Raw genomic sequence first — 14457 nt, forward strand, 5'->3', positions numbered from 1 at the left:
TCCGATTTTCGTGTGTGGCGCTCGTCGTCAGCGAAAGTGCGCTACGGCGGACAGGCCCAACCTCGCCCGCGAGCCTATCATAACCTGTGGATTGTCACAGTCGGACAGGCCTCACGGGCGATCTCGCAAAGATGCTCGTGGTGCGTCAGATAGATCACCTGGCCGACGCGGGCCATTTCTGCCATCTGCTCGAAGGCGCGGCCGGCGCGGCCGTCGTCGAAGGTCTCCATGATGTCGTCGGCGATGAAGGGCAGCGATTCGCGCGCGGCTGCGATTTCGTGATAGCCGGCGATTCTGAGCGCCAGATAGAGCTGAAAGCGCGTGCCCTTGGAGAGATCCTTGGCAAGCTTCGACCCGCCGGCCGACGCATTGGCGATCAGGAACTCCTGTCCCCGGTCGGACTGCGCCGACAGGCCGGAATATTCTCCGCCGCTGATCCGGCTGAAGGTCTCCGACGCGCGCCGCATCATTACGCTGCGATGCCGCTCGCGGAAAAGCCGGAGCGCGGTCTCGGCGGCGATGACGCCGGCGCGAAGCCGCAGATAGGCAAGCGCCTTGTTTTCGATGTCGAGCAGCAACGTCCGCCGCTTCTGTTCGAGTTCTGCGACCGTGTCGCCGCCTTCGACAGCCGCGAGCGCCTTTTCTCTTTCCCGCATCTCCGTATGCAGTTCACTGACGTCGCGGTCGCTTTGTTCGAGTGCGGCATCCAGCCGTGCCAGCTCCAGCCGCACCGCCGTGTCATCGAGTTCCGCGAGCAAAGCCTCCGCCTGCGTGCTCTCGGCGACATCAAGGCGGGAGGCAAGATCCGCCTCCGATTCGGCGATGCGTTCACGCAGGCGCTGCTGTTCCCGGCCGGCCTCGAATAGCTGCGCGGCCTCATCGAGCGTTTCGCAGTCGAAGAATTCAAGCACCTGCCGCCTGCGCGCCACATGGAGCTCCCGCTTCGCACAGGCGACACGCCGCTCTTCCTCCAGGCGGGCGATTTCGGCGAGGAAGGTTGCGCGGCGATCCGAAAGCCGCTGCGCCTCGGCGGCGCGCGTCTTCAACGTCATGTAGGTCGTCAGTGTGTCATCAGCGGCCGTCCCGCAGGCAAGCTCGGCAATGGCGCGGTCGAATTCAACCTGGTCCTTGCGCATGCCGGCGATGCGATATTCGAGGTCGGCCTTGCGCTGCGTCAGCTTATCGAGCTCCTGCAGGATCGCCAGCATCGGACCGGTCTGCTCTGGCGTCAGCGGTTCGCTCCGCGCGGCCAGCCAGCTTTTGGCAAGAAGTTCCGACCATTGTTCTTGCCACGCGTCCATCGCGTCTTCAGCCAGATCGAGCGCCGACTGCCGGCTTTCCAGAAGCGTTCGCGCCCGCTTTGCCGCCTCACGGGCTGCGTTGCGGGCGCCCTCCAGCGCACGCGCCTGCGACACCGCCTGCTCGGCGGCAAGGAGAAGGTTGTCGAGCCGCTCCGGCAGGCGTCCGCCGATATCTATAGCCGCAAGCTCCTCGCGCAAGCTGGCAATCGCTTCGGCCTCCTCGGAATGGGCGCGATCGAAATCCTGGCGCGCCGCGCGCAAATGCGCGCGCAGGTCCAGCGCCGCAAGCCGTGTGGTCAGCCAAGGCTCCAGTTGCGTCAGACGCATCACGCTAGGTAAGCCGCAGGCCAAGACGGCTGTTGCCAACACCTGCGCTTGCGTCGTCGCGTCGGCCAGAAATTGCTCCTCCTGCCGACGCAGCGTCGCGATGCGGGCACGCCGCTCGGCGATCGACAGCGACAAGCCGCGCATGTCGGCAAGCTGCGCCGTGTCCGCAAGGCGTCGCGCGGAAACCTCGTCGTCTTCGCTCATCACCTGCTCGAAGGCAGTGGCCGTTTCCAGAGCAAGCTCCGCCTTGTGCTGGCGCCACGCTTCATTGCGGCGCTGACGCAGTGCTGAGGCCGAGAAATCGTCCATCGTGCCGCCAACGGCGGACAGCCCGGCCAGCCGCGCCTCGTCCCCCGCCAGCAACTCCTGCTCGGCAGCGATGCGGTCGACGACTCGCAAATGCCGCTCCTCCTGGCTGGCAGCCGCCCTGTGCCAGGTCTCCAGCGTTGCCGGCGACGGAACGTCGAGCGCGAGAAGATCATCGGCTGTTCCGGCAAAGGGCCTCAGCAGCACGAGCTTGTCGGCGAGTTCCGCATCCAGCCGGTCGATGGCCTGTTGCGCCGCCTGCTTGCGCAGGACGAAGTCACTGCGCCGCAACAGCGACAGCTTTTCGGCAAGCCCGGAGACGTCCGCTGCCCCCTGCTCTTCGAGCCGCAGCAAATCGCCTTCAGCGTCCCGATCCGCTTCGACGGCGCTCTGCAGCTCCAGGCGCGCCGAAGCGACACGCTCGACGAGGGCCGAGTGCCGGCGCGCCAAATCCTGAAGCTGCGCGCCGGTCCCGGCCGCAAGTAAAAGCGACGCGGGATCGCGGTCGGCCGGTTCGCCGAGCCGCAACAGGCAGCCAAGAATTTCTGCCCCGGTCCGCGCCAGATCCTCCAATCGAGACGGCATGTCGCGCGCCGCGGTGACATAACGCGCATCAAGCGCGGTTTCCTGAAGCGCGGTCAGGCGCTCGATCAGGCAGAGGCCTTCCTTGTCGAGCGGCATTTCCTCGAGCGCATCGCGGCGATGCTGCATCTCGCTGTCGATCTGTCGTAGCCTGATCTCGGTCTCCGCCTCCTGGCGCCGAAGCGCCGGCAGTTCACTCGCCCACTCCGCTGGCGGTACCGGCAGCGGCGGAGCGCCCGCCAGTTCCGCACGGAGGGCGCGAAGCCTGCCGAAATGGGGCAACGCTTCGACCTCGGCTTTCAGGCGGGCCCGCGCCAGCCGCAACTCGGCTCGACGCGTGATCGCTTCGTCGTGGCGTTCACGCGCCTGCGTCAGCGTCTTGCGCAGCGCCGCATATTCGCGTGCATTGATATCGAGCGCATTGCGTTCGACCCTCAGGGCCTCAAGCTCGCCTTTCAGTTCCGCAAGCTGATGCTTGCGCGCCTGTGGCCGGTAGAAGCCGTCGGCCTGCCCGCGCAGGGCCGCAAGGATCGCCGTGCTGTCCGGCAGGCCCGAGCTCGCCGAAAACAGCAGTGACCCGAGTTCGCCCTCGCTTTTCAGGATCGCCTCGCCGCCCTTCTCGATGCTCTCGTCGTCCAGCGAGAACATCATCTGGTAGGTGTCGCGATCGATCGCGCCGAGCGCTCCGGAAAACGTGTTGTCGGGCAAGGGCTGGTCGTCGAGGCCGACCAGTGAATTCGTCTTTCTCTTGATGCGGAAGACCCGATCGCTGCGGCCGGCCGCTTCGATCGTGCCGCCCACGCGCATCGTCTGGTAAGGGTGCAGGAAGCCGTAGGGGCTCGAATGCTCGATGCCGAAGAGTAGGTCGAGAAAACCGGAAAACAGAGTCGATTTTCCAGCCTCGTTCGGGCCGTAGACGATGTGGAGGTCGGGAGTGCCGGGCACGCCATCGCCGAAGTCAAGGCGACGATCGGTAAACTTGCCGTAGCGGACGAGATCGAGCGCGCTGATCCGCATCAGTGGCCACCCTCGCCGGCGCCACCGCCATGAAGATGGGCGAGCACCTCGGCGGTTCCCGACACACCGGCTTCAAACGCCAGCCGCGCGACCGCCTCTTCGTCCGGCGCCAGCGATTGGCGAAGCTCGGGCGGAAGCTGTTGCAGGACGTCTTCCACGGCCGCCAGCACGTCCTGGCGAAACCCGTGCGCCGGCAAGACGTCCGCTTCGACGAGCGCCGCCAGCTCTTCGACGGGATCGAGCATGGCGCCCGGTTTTTCGGTCCGGGCGTTGCCGCAGGTGAGTTCGACCTTCTCGATCCAGCAGCCGGCGATGCCGGCGGCAATGTTGTCGATCTCCGCCCGCAACAGGTCCGCGTCACGGCGAAGGCGCCAGGCCAAGGGCGTCGCGCCGGCGAGCGTCAGACGCAGGATGACGTTCTCTGCCGCCGCTTCACCACAGGTGCGCGAAAGCGCCTGCCTGACGGCATCGAGCATGTCGCGCCATTCCGTGATGCCCGTCAGATCGACACGAAGGCGTTCGAAGCTGGCGATGCCGATCGCCCGCTCGGCAAGACTGACATGGCCGTCGTCGTCGACCGTGACGAACGACACGCTCTTCACGCCGACTTCATTGATGTCGCGACCCTGCGGCATACCCGGCATGACGATGAAGGGCTCCGCCGCGTGGACCTGCCGCTGGTGGATGTGGCCGAGTGCCCAGTAATCGAAGCCATGGGCAACGAGATCGGCGACGCTGCAGGGGGCATAGAGATCGTGACCCGCGGCACCTGCGAGGCTCGTGTGCAGCATGCCGATGTTCACCGCGCCGGGCACCGGCGGCTGGAAGGCCGGAAGCAGGCTTTCGGGCGCATGCGGGCTGGCGAAGCTTACGCCGTGCACATAGACGTCGCGACCGCTTGCCAGCGTCTTGGCGACCACCGCCTTTGCCCTGCCCTTGAAGACGTGGGCGGATGGCGGCAGGGTCAGTTCATTGGTGACCTGCGACTGGGCGTCGTGGTTGCCGCGGATGATGAAGACGCGGATGCCGTGTTCATCCAGCCGGCGCAGTTCCCGCCCGAGAAACAGGGCCGTGTTCATCGACGTCTGGCTGCCGTCATATAGATCGCCGGCAATCAGCAGGGCATCGGCCTCTTCGGCGATGCAGAGATCGACGATCTTGACCATAGCCTGCCGCGACGCCCCGCGCACGATCTCTGCGAGGTCGGCATTTCTAAGGGCGAGGCTGCGGAGAGGCGAATCGAGATGCAGGTCTGCGGTATGGACGAAACGGAAGGGCATGGCCGACCATGGCCGTCCCGCCACCGCCCGTCAATCAGCCGTCACACGTCATCCACTTGCGAAATGCGCAGGCTACCGGCAAGCATATTTCAGCCTGCTGAAGTAAAGGCGGCGCTAATACAAATGCGGTTGGCGGCGCTTGTTAACATCGTCTGTTCAAGACATCGCGGCGCTACCTGCAAATATCAGATTATACTCACTTTAATCGATTAGGGCTTTTGTAACATCTTGTTCGATAGGTTTGCCCCGGCTGCGTTTCAAGCGCGTCCAGGCACCGGAATGATTCCTGCTTCGGCTATCCGCTCCGTCATGACGATCAAGAGCCGGAATGACTTAATTCAAGTACAGTTTTACGGACGGCCGTCCTTCCGGGGGTACCATGTCACGGCTCAAGATTTCCCACACGCTTATTGCCCTTTTCCTCGTGGTCGCCGTTATCGTCTCGGCGCTTGCCGTTTCATCTCTCGGCGGCATCAAGATGATGAACGAGCGCAACAACGAGATCGCCACCACCTGGCTACCGCGCGTCTCGCTTTCACGCGCGCTCGAAACGCAGCTTTCCGATACCCGCATGGCGTTTGCCCGCCATCTGATTTCCCTGACGCCGTTTGAAAAGAAGGCAGCGGAAAAGGTCATCGGTGAGACCGTCGCAGGCTTCAACAAGCTCGCCGACGAATATTCGAGCCTGATGGTCACCGATGCCGACAAGGCGGCGCTCGACAATGTCCGGACTGCCTATCAGGCCTATCTCTCCGTCGCCGAAGGCATGGTCAAGCTCTCCAACAACCTCGAGAACATGAAGGCGCAGAGCGTCTTCAAGGTCGAGATGCGCGAGACCGAAGGCAAGGTCGACGAGGCGATCAAGGAAATGCGGGCGCTGAACCTCGCCGGCGCGGATGCCGCCGTTGCCGCAAGCTCGGCCACGCATGACCAGATCCGCATGATCGAGATCGGCGTCATCGCCCTTGCCGCCGTCATCGTGCTCGGCGCCATCCTCTATGCCGTGCGCGGCATCGCTCGCCCGATCCAGATCATCACCCGCTCGATGGCACGCCTTGCCGAAGGTGACACCGACAGCAGCATCCCCTATGGCGCCCGCAAGGACGAAATCGGCGAGATGGCCCGTGCAGTCGAGGTCTTCCGCCAGGCGGCGATCGCCAATCAGCATCTCGAAGCCGACGCCCAGACACAGCGCGCCAAGGCGGAAGCCGAGCGTCTGCGCGTGACGGAAGAAGCGGAAGCAGCAGCCCAGCGCCGCCTTCAGGAAGCCACCGCCGGTCTTGCGAGCGGCCTGCGCCGCCTTGCTTCGGGCGATCTCGCCTTCCAGCTCAACGAACCCTTCTCGCCCGATTTCGAGCAACTGCGTCACGACCTGAACCAGGCTGTCGCCCAGCTCGCCGACACGCTTGCCGCCGTCTCGTCAGCATCGGGCAACATCGACAGCGGTGCCCGTGAAGTCAGCCAGAGCGCCGACGACCTGTCGCGCCGGACCGAGCAGCAGGCAGCGTCGCTGGAAGAAACGGCGGCAGCACTCGACCAGATCACCGTCAATGTCGGCAATTCGTCAAAGCGCACCCACGAGGCCCGCAGCGTTGCCGGCCAGGCCAACGAAAGTGCCCGCAAGTCTGGCGCGATCGTGTCGGGCGCAGTCGATGCGATGGGCCGCATCGAGCATTCGTCGAGCCAGATCTCCAACATCATCGGCGTCATCGACGAGATCGCTTTCCAGACCAACCTGCTGGCGCTCAACGCCGGCGTCGAAGCAGCGCGTGCCGGTGATGCCGGTAAGGGTTTCGCCGTCGTCGCCCAGGAAGTGCGCGAGCTTGCCCAGCGCTCGGCCAACGCGGCCAAGGAGATCAAGGATCTGATCCGCAACTCCGCCGTTGAAGTCGAAAGCGGCGTCCGTCTCGTGCGCGAAACCGGCGAGGCTCTGCGCACGATCGAAGGCTTCATCGTCACGATCAACCAGCATATGGACGCGATCGCCGTCTCGGCACAGGAACAGTCCGCCGGGCTCTCCGAGGTCAATACGGCAGTCAACCAGATGGACCAGGTCACCCAGCAGAACGCGGCGATGGTCGAGGAAGCCAATGCGGCAAGCGCGACGCTTGCCCAGGAAGCCGGCCGTCTGCGCGAACTGATCGCGCGCTTCACGCTCGCCGAGGCTGGCGGTCACGGCTACGCCCAGTCGACCAACGGCGCGCGCTGGGCCGCCTGATCGCGATCGGAGGCGACGCGCAAGTCGTGTGACGCGCAAACGGTCGCCTGTCGCGAGAATTTCTTGCCGCATCAAGTGAAACGGCCGCCAGAAATGGCGGCCGTTTCTTTGTCGGCGATGGAGTTACCGTGAAACGCCGGAGGTTTGTGTCGACAAATGCGGCAATTATAACTATCACTAATGTTACTGCCATTTCACATGGCACCTCATGAAATTCCAGCGACGATCATGAAGAAGACATTTGAAGTTTCCGATAGACTGTTCGAGCTTTACCACCGGGTTCACCGGCTGGTGAACGAATCGATGACCGAGGAAGGCGTGTCGCTGGCGCGCAGCAAGTTCCTCTTCTTCCTCAGCAAGCTCGGCCCCTGTCGTTCGACCGACATCGCCTGTGCGCTGAACTTCGCGCCGCGCACCGTCACCGAAGCGATCGACGGCCTGGAGCGTGACCGCCTGGTCATGCGCAAGCCCGATCCTGAAGACCGGCGCGCCAAGATCGTCTCGATCACCGAAACGGGCCGCGTCGTACTGGAAGCCGCAGAGCATCCGCGCAAGCAGCTGCTCGAGGAGATCTTCTCGGCCCTCGACGACGAAGAACTCGACGCGCTCTTTGATATCGTCGGCAAGCTGGTCGACCGGACGGACGAGATCCGTAAGCGCAAGGATGAGGCCGAAGAGGCAGCGCAGATCGCGATCGCCCGCTAGGAGCGTTCTCGCTCGTCGCAAATCACAAGTGCCGAAACAGAAAGAGGCCGGGACGTCATGTCCCGGCCTCTCCCGTTTTCTCCGGGCGGTAACGCTTACATCGCGTTGATGGCGCCAATGGAGAAGAACAGGGTTTCGCCAGAGGAGTCGTCGACGCCGTCATTGTCGGTGACGACATAGCCGTTGCCGGCGGCATCGACGGTGAAGCCTTCGACCTTGTCGACGACGTAGCCATTCAGCGCCTTCAGTTCCGGAATGAGGTCACGAACCTCTTCCTTCTTGACGACGGGCAGTTCACCGCCAAGGGCAGCTGGCTTCAGTTCCGAGAGCGCAACGCGATAGATCGTCTTCAGCTTGGCAGCCTGACCGATCAGGTTGTCGCGCTCGATGACATAGGCATAGTCGCCGTGGACGGAAATTTCCGACAGACCAACCCAGCCGTCACCGGCCTTTTCGAGTGGGTAGCGCACGGCGCCCCATTCTTCGCTCTTCAGGTTGTAGGAGACGAGCTTGACGAAGCCCTTCTCGTCATCCTTCCATTCGCGCTGAACCGCCATCCACAGCGTCTGCTCGTCGCCTTCGCCTACAACGGTGATGCCTTCGAAGCCAAAGCGGGTTTCGCCGGCACGCAGCGCTTCCGGCAGGGCGATTTCCTTCTTGATCTCGCCCTTCTTGTTCACGTGGAAGATCGCGTGGCTGTAGAGCTTGTCGGAGTTGCCTTCCGACGCAAGCCAGAAGCCCCCTTCCCCGTCATTGGCGATGCCTTCGATGTCGAGCTTCTGCGCCGGTGCGCCATCGCGGGTGATGGCGAGCGCTTCGGTGATCAGCGCCGGCTTCTGGGTGGCGTCGATGGTGAAGATCGTGGGCTGCGACGAGTAGACCGAATCGTTGACGGCGCGCAGGAAGCCGGGCTTGTCGGCGACGGCAGCGAGACCGGAGAGTGCGCCGAAGCCGATCGGCAGGCCATCCTTCTCGGCGGAGCGGATCTGCGGATAGACCGCTTCGCCCTCGGCACGCTCATAGATCATCACGTGCGAGCGCGCGCCGCCGTCCTCGACGAGATCGACTTCGTTTGCGGTCGCAAAGAGATTGCGCGCGGGGATCGCGACGGCGCCTTCCGGCGAGATGCCCGACGGCAGGAGCTGCAGCAGCTCAGGCTCGGCGCCCGTATCCTTGTAGACGCCGACGATCGAGGCACGCTCGGACAGAACGAAGAACAGGTTGTCGTCACCGAACTTCGCCGCTTCCAGGCCCTCGGGCTCAACGCCCTTGGCCGAAGAGCGCTTCTCCGGATAGTGGCCGATGGCGGCAATCGCATGCTCCAAGCTCGCGCCCGATTCGAAGAGCACCTTGCCGGTGGTGTCGAAGATCGTGAAACCGCGCGAACCGCCTTCATAGTCGCCTTCGTTGGCAACAACGATGCGGTTGTCGTCGAGCCACTTCACCGCGTCGGGCTCGCGCTTGCGGCCCGGCTGCTCGTCCTTGAAGGCAATCGCGCCGTTGCGCTTGGTGTCGATGTTCTTGAGGTCGACCGTGCCGGCAGAGAAATGCGTCTTCACCGTTCCTGTCTTGCCGTCGATGATGACGATGTGGTTGTTCTCCTGCAGCGTCAGCGCGATCTCGTCCTTGCCGTTGAAGGAAACGAATTCCGGCTCCGGGTCTTCACCGGCGATTTCGGCAAGACCGGTCAGCGTCACGCGCTTCAGCGAACCGCAATCGGCAACACCATCCTTCAAAGACAAGATGACGAGGTCGCCGGCCGGCATCTGCGGGATCTTGCCGTCGTTCAGCTCTTCATCGCGCTCGTTCTCGATGGCGATGGCCGCCAGCGTGCGGTCCTTGTTGACGGCGATCGAATCCGGCTGGCCGCCGAGATCGCAGGTCGCATCGACTTTCTTCGAGGCCAGATCGACGATCGCAAGAAGCCCCGAAGGCTTGACGTAGCTTTCGCGCGTGTTGACCGCGACGAGTGCCTTTGCACCGGCGATGGTGACCGAGGTCGGCTCTCCTTCAAAAGAGACCGTGCCGGCTGCCTTCGGCGCCTTGGCATCGGTGATGTCGATCAGGCCGACGCGCTTGCCGGGGCTGTCGGAATAGACAAGCGTGTTGCCGTCTTCGCTGGCCGTGATGATTTCGGCAGATGTCGGCGCCTTGCGCGCATCGCCTTCCGGCAGGTTATCGGCAACAGCAAAGGATGCAATGCGGTTGAAGACGGGCTCGGCCGCCGCAGGAAATGCTGCGGATGCAAGAAGAACGGCCGCAAGCGCGGTCACGCGCGAAGTGATGGTCATGAAATCCCCCATGTGCGAACACTGAAAACATGGGGGTTCTGCGCGATGCCGATGACAGCCGAATGACAACGCTTGGGTTTTACACCGTTCCGGTTGCAGGCGCGGCGCGCTCGCGCCGCATCTCGTTGCGCATGATGAACAGCGAGGCGCCAAGGATCAGCACTGCGCCGACCCAAAGATATCCTGTCGGCGCGTAACCGAAGACCAGCCAGCCCGCAAAGACGTTAAGCGGCAGCTTCAGATCGTCGAAGGGCTGCACGTAGGCAGCGTCGGCAACAGTATAGGCGAGCGTCAGCAGATATTGTGCGACTACGGTCAGTATCCCGGCGAGAAGCAGGAAGCCGAGTGCTGTCCCATCCGGCATGGTGAAGCCGGCCGAAAGCGCGATGGCGCCGTTGATCGGCGTCAGAAGCACAAGCAGCCATACGGTGATCGTTTCGGGGCGCTCGATACTTGTGAGGCTCTTGGTGATGAGCGACGAAGCGCCCCACAACAGCGCCGATAGGATCGGCAAAAGGGCGGCCCAGCTGAAGCTGTCCGACCACGGTTCGAGAATGATCATCGCCCCGGCGAAACCGACTGCGGTCGCGGCCCAACGCGCCGCGCCGACGCGTTCGCCGAGAAACAGGCGGGCGCCGAGGATGATGAAGAACGGCGAGGTCATGACCAGCGCGATCGCCTGCCAGATCGGCACGTGCGCCAGACCGGAGACCCAGGCCCCCACACCGAAGGCGGCCAACACCACGCGCGCGACGTGACGCCAGGGATAGTCGGTGCGCATGGCCGACAGCCCGACGCGTCGCAGAAACGGCAGTGAGAAGAGGAAGGCGAAGGCATATTGCCAGAACGCCATGGCGGTGGCTGGAAAACCGAGCTTCATCGTCAGCCATTGGGTGACGACATTGAGGCCGGCGAAAGCGATCCCGGCCAACACCATGAAGCCGGCTCCGGCCATGGCGCGCGAGGAGGAAAAGCCGAGGGAAGTCTGATTCATGTCATGCACCCTGAAAGCGGACCAAACACAAATCAGGACGCATGAGCGCACGGCACGACGCCGGGCATCCCTGCCCTTCGTGCCAGCGACCATTCTCTTTCATCCGGACTATGACCGTCGGCTCCGGAGTTGCACCGGATCTGCTGACCCTCTCCCCAAAAATCGAGGAAAGGCGCTCGCGGGCTTGGGCCACCTTCGCGCGTCTCCAAGACGCCGCGCTGTCATGCCCTTACCGCCGGTGGGGACTTTCACCCCGCCCTGAGAATGGGCAAGCCCTAGAGCAAATGACGGACACCCGCAAGGGCTGCCCCCAAAATGCGAAAGGGTCCGGCTTGCGCCGAACCCTCGAATACCTGGACTGCCGGCCTCGTGTCCGGCCGCCAAGCAAATCTCATCAGCCGTTGACGGCATCCTTCAGGCCCTTGCCGGCCGTGAACTTCGGCACGTTGCGTGCCGGGATGTCAACTTCCGCACCCGTGGACGGGTTACGGCCCTTCGAGGCTTCGCGGCGCGAAACCGAGAAGTTGCCGAAGCCGACCAGGCGAATGTCGCCGCCGTTCTTCAGCTCAGCCTGGATGGTCTCGAAAACTGCATCAACTGCAGAAGATGCGTCGGTCTTGGAAAGTCCGGCCTTCTCAGCAACGGCAGACACGAGCTCATTTTTGTTCATGTTTCCACCCCTTTCAGATTGGTTCGAAACGACTGTGTTTTAAGGCGCGGCGGCTTGCGCTTCGCCCGCGTCTTGCCTTTCCCAATTGCGCCTAATCCCTTGGAATGCAAGGCTTGCAGGGCGCTTTTACAACAAAAAAGACCGGCCAATGGCCGGTCTTCCCAATTTTTCTGCAAAATGAGCGCCGCGCGAGCCGGCTGCACCCATTTTCAAGCCCCCGTCAGTGGGCGACGGAGGAGCCTGCTTCGTCCTGCGAATCAACCGGTGCTACGGTTGCCGGCTCGTTTGCCGGGTCCCAATCGATCGGTTCCGGCATGCGCACCAGAGCGTGTTCGAGCACTTCGCCCACCCGCGAAACCGGGATGATTTCGAGCGCGTTCTTCACGTTGTCCGGGATCTCGGCGAGATCCTTGGCGTTCTCTTCCGGGATCAGCACCTTCTTGATGCCGCCCCGCAGCGCTGCCAGGAGCTTCTCTTTCAGACCGCCGATCGGCAGCACGCGGCCGCGCAGCGTGATCTCGCCTGTCATTGCAACATCCTTGGAGATCGGGATGCCGGTCATGATCGACACGATCGTGGTTGCCATGGCGACGCCGGCCGAAGGGCCATCCTTCGGCGTCGCACCTTCCGGTACGTGCACGTGGATGTCACGCTTGTCGAACAGCGGCGGTTCGATGCCGAAGTCGATTGCGCGCGAGCGGACATAAGAAGCCGCCGCGGAAATCGATTCCTTCATCACGTCGCGCAGGTTGCCGGTGACGGTCATGCGGCCCTTGCCGGGCATCATGACGCCTTCGATCGTCAGAAGCTCGCCGCCGACCTCAGTCCATGCGAGACCGGTGACAACACCGATCTGATCGTCACGTTCGGCTTCGCCGTGGCGGAAGCGCGGAACGCCCAGATAGTCGTTGATGTTGGCAGCGTTCACTTCGACCTTCTTGGCCTTGCCCTTGATGATCTCGGTCACGGCCTTGCGGGCGAGCTTCATCAACTCGCGTTCGAAGTTACGCACACCGGCTTCGCGGGTGTAGGTCTGGATGACCGCCATCAGCGCGCCGTCTGTGACCGAGAATTCCTTCGGCTGCAGCGCGTGGTCGCGGATCGCCTTCGGCAGCAGATGCCGCTTGGCGATTTCCAGCTTTTCCTCTTCCGTGTAGCCGGCGATGCGGATCACTTCCATGCGGTCCATCAACGGCGCCGGGATATTCAGCGTGTTGGCGGTGGTGATGAACATCACGTTGGACAGGTCGTATTCGACCTCCAGGTAGTGGTCCATGAAGGTCGAGTTCTGTTCCGGATCCAGCACCTCGAGCAGCGCCGACGACGGATCGCCGCGGAAGTCCTGGCCCATCTTGTCGATTTCGTCGAGCAGGAACAGCGGATTGGACCGCTTCGCCTTCTTCATCGACTGAACGACCTTGCCCGGCATCGAGCCGATATAGGTGCGGCGGTGGCCACGGATCTCGGCTTCGTCACGAACGCCGCCCAGCGCCATGCGCACATATTCGCGGCCGGTCGCCTTGGCGATCGACTTGGCGAGCGAGGTCTTGCCGACGCCCGGAGGGCCGACGAGGCACAGGATGGGGCCCTTGATCTTGGTCGAACGCGCCTGCACGGCGAGATACTCGACGATGCGCTCCTTGACCTTGTCGAGGCCGAAATGATCGACGTTGAGCACTTCCTCGGCATGGTTCAGGTCGGTCTTGATCTTCGACTTCTTGCCCCAGGGCAGGCCGAGCAGCCAATCCAGGTAGTTGCGAACGACGGTGGCTTCCGCCGACATCGGGCTCATCTGGCGCAGCTTCTTCAGCTCTGCATCAGCCTTTTCGCGCGCTTCCTTGGAAAGCTTGGTCTTGGCGATACGCTCTTCGAGCTCGGCCATCTCGTCGCGGCCGTCTTCGCCGTCGCCGAGTTCCTTCTGGATCGCCTTCATCTGTTCGTTGAGGTAGTACTCGCGCTGGGTCTTCTCCATCTGGCGCTTGACGCGCGAGCGGATGCGCTTTTCCACCTGCAGGACGGAGATCTCGCCTTCCATGAAGCCGAGCGCCTTTTCCAGGCGCATCTTCACGCTGGTGGTCTCCAGCATTTCCTGCTTTTCGACGATCTTGATCGACAGGTGCGAAGCAACCGTGTCGGCCAGCTTCGAATAGTCCTCGATCTGGCTGGCAACGCCGACGACCTCGGGAGAGATTTTCTTGTTGAGCTTTACGTAGCTTTCGAATTCGGAGACGACCGAGCGGCTGAGCGCCTCGATCTCGACCGGATCTTCCTCCGGCTCGCTCAGGCTATGCGCCGCAGCCTCATAGAATTCCTCGCGCGGCGTGTAGCCGTCGATTTTGGCGCGCGCGCGGCCCTCGACCAGTACCTTGACGGTGCCGTCGGGCAGCTTCAGCAGTTGCAGAACGTTGGCGATTGTGCCGACTTCGTAGATCGCGGACGGTTCCGGATCGTCGTCGGTGGCGTTGATCTGGGTGGCAAGCATGATCTGCTTGTCGGTGCCCATGACTTCCTCAAGCGCACGGATCGATTTTTCGCGGCCGACGAAAAGCGGCACGATCATATGCGGGAAGACTACGATGTCGCGGAGCGGCAGGACCGGGTAGGTCGCGCTTTCAGTCGCCGGTGACGTTTTGTTCGTCATATCATTTCCTTTCCGTCCCGATTTCGGGCCCGTATCCGGGAGCCCCACAGGCACTCCCGGCTGTCATATTTTCCACATGAAAGTGGAGTGCGACCGCGTCCATTTCAAGGCTCGACGCAGACATC

At 63.0% G+C, this 14457-nt stretch carries 8 protein-coding genes and 1 riboswitch; of the genes, 2 read left to right on the forward strand and 6 right to left on the reverse strand.

Annotated elements, in window-relative coordinates; translation table 11 throughout:
* Positions 1-77 precede the first annotated feature (77 nt).
* Both OVA00_RS12135 and OVA00_RS12140 read right to left on the reverse strand, forming a co-directional pair.
* On the reverse strand, positions 78-3533 hold the full coding sequence (locus tag OVA00_RS12135; RefSeq protein ID WP_268089006.1) for an ATP-binding protein: 3456 nt from the start codon (positions 3531-3533) through the stop codon (positions 78-80).
* Positions 3533-4813: a metallophosphoesterase family protein gene (locus tag OVA00_RS12140; RefSeq protein WP_090294527.1), complete on the reverse strand. Its 1281-nt coding sequence runs from the start codon at positions 4811-4813 to the stop codon at positions 3533-3535. The genes OVA00_RS12135 and OVA00_RS12140 overlap by 1 nt, the downstream gene beginning before the upstream one ends.
* Positions 4814-5192: 379 nt before the next feature.
* On the opposite strand from OVA00_RS12140, the gene OVA00_RS12145 reads away from it, so the two are divergent.
* Both OVA00_RS12145 and OVA00_RS12150 read left to right on the forward strand, forming a co-directional pair.
* A complete protein-coding gene (locus OVA00_RS12145) occupies positions 5193-7031 on the forward strand; it encodes a HAMP domain-containing methyl-accepting chemotaxis protein (RefSeq protein ID WP_090294529.1) in 1839 nt (612 codons plus the stop codon).
* A 228-nt stretch (positions 7032-7259) separates the two neighbouring features.
* Positions 7260-7736 (forward strand): MarR family winged helix-turn-helix transcriptional regulator, encoded by a 477-nt coding sequence (locus OVA00_RS12150; protein ID WP_034803611.1) that lies wholly within the window; start codon positions 7260-7262, stop codon positions 7734-7736.
* 95 nt (positions 7737-7831) lie between these two features.
* Here the strand turns inward: OVA00_RS12150 and OVA00_RS12155 are convergent, their stop codons facing one another.
* The 4 genes from OVA00_RS12155 to lon all read right to left on the reverse strand — a co-directional run bounded on the left by OVA00_RS12155 (position 7832) and on the right by lon (position 14332).
* Positions 7832-10039 carry an esterase-like activity of phytase family protein gene (locus tag OVA00_RS12155; RefSeq protein WP_268089008.1) on the reverse strand — a complete coding sequence of 736 codons (2208 nt, stop codon included), beginning with the start codon at positions 10037-10039 and terminating at the stop codon, positions 7832-7834.
* Between the two features lie 67 nt (positions 10040-10106).
* Positions 10107-11021: a DMT family transporter gene (locus OVA00_RS12160; RefSeq protein ID WP_060606660.1), complete on the reverse strand. Its 915-nt coding sequence runs from the start codon at positions 11019-11021 to the stop codon at positions 10107-10109.
* 87 nt (positions 11022-11108) lie between these two features.
* A riboswitch (FMN riboswitch) is annotated at positions 11109-11291 on the reverse strand.
* 124 nt (positions 11292-11415) lie between these two features.
* Complete coding sequence (gene hupB, locus OVA00_RS12165; protein WP_034803616.1) at positions 11416-11691, reverse strand: DNA-binding protein HupB; 276 nt, start codon at positions 11689-11691, stop codon at positions 11416-11418.
* 220 nt (positions 11692-11911) lie between these two features.
* Positions 11912-14332, reverse strand: a complete 2421-nt coding sequence (lon, locus tag OVA00_RS12170; RefSeq protein ID WP_060522188.1) for an endopeptidase La — start codon at positions 14330-14332, stop codon at positions 11912-11914.
* Positions 14333-14457 lie beyond the last annotated feature (125 nt).

The organism is Ensifer sp. SL37, assembly GCF_026672675.1.
GTDB lineage: Bacteria > Pseudomonadota > Alphaproteobacteria > Rhizobiales > Rhizobiaceae > Ensifer > Ensifer adhaerens.

Excerpts from the sequence above, each read along its gene's own strand:
- OVA00_RS12135 (WP_268089006.1), bottom strand. The coding sequence starts at position 3,533 with ATGCGGATCAGCGCGCTCGATCTCGTCCGCTACGGCAAGTTTACCGAT.
- OVA00_RS12140 (WP_090294527.1), bottom strand. The coding sequence starts at position 4,813 with ATGCCCTTCCGTTTCGTCCATACCGCAGACCTGCATCTCGATTCGCCT.
- OVA00_RS12145 (WP_090294529.1), top strand. The coding sequence starts at position 5,193 with ATGTCACGGCTCAAGATTTCCCACACGCTTATTGCCCTTTTCCTCGTG.
- OVA00_RS12150 (WP_034803611.1), top strand. The coding sequence starts at position 7,260 with ATGAAGAAGACATTTGAAGTTTCCGATAGACTGTTCGAGCTTTACCAC.
- OVA00_RS12155 (WP_268089008.1), bottom strand. The coding sequence starts at position 10,039 with ATGGGGGATTTCATGACCATCACTTCGCGCGTGACCGCGCTTGCGGCC.
- OVA00_RS12160 (WP_060606660.1), bottom strand. The coding sequence starts at position 11,021 with ATGAATCAGACTTCCCTCGGCTTTTCCTCCTCGCGCGCCATGGCCGGA.
- hupB (WP_034803616.1), bottom strand. The coding sequence starts at position 11,691 with ATGAACAAAAATGAGCTCGTGTCTGCCGTTGCTGAGAAGGCCGGACTT.
- lon (WP_060522188.1), bottom strand. The coding sequence starts at position 14,332 with ATGACGAACAAAACGTCACCGGCGACTGAAAGCGCGACCTACCCGGTC.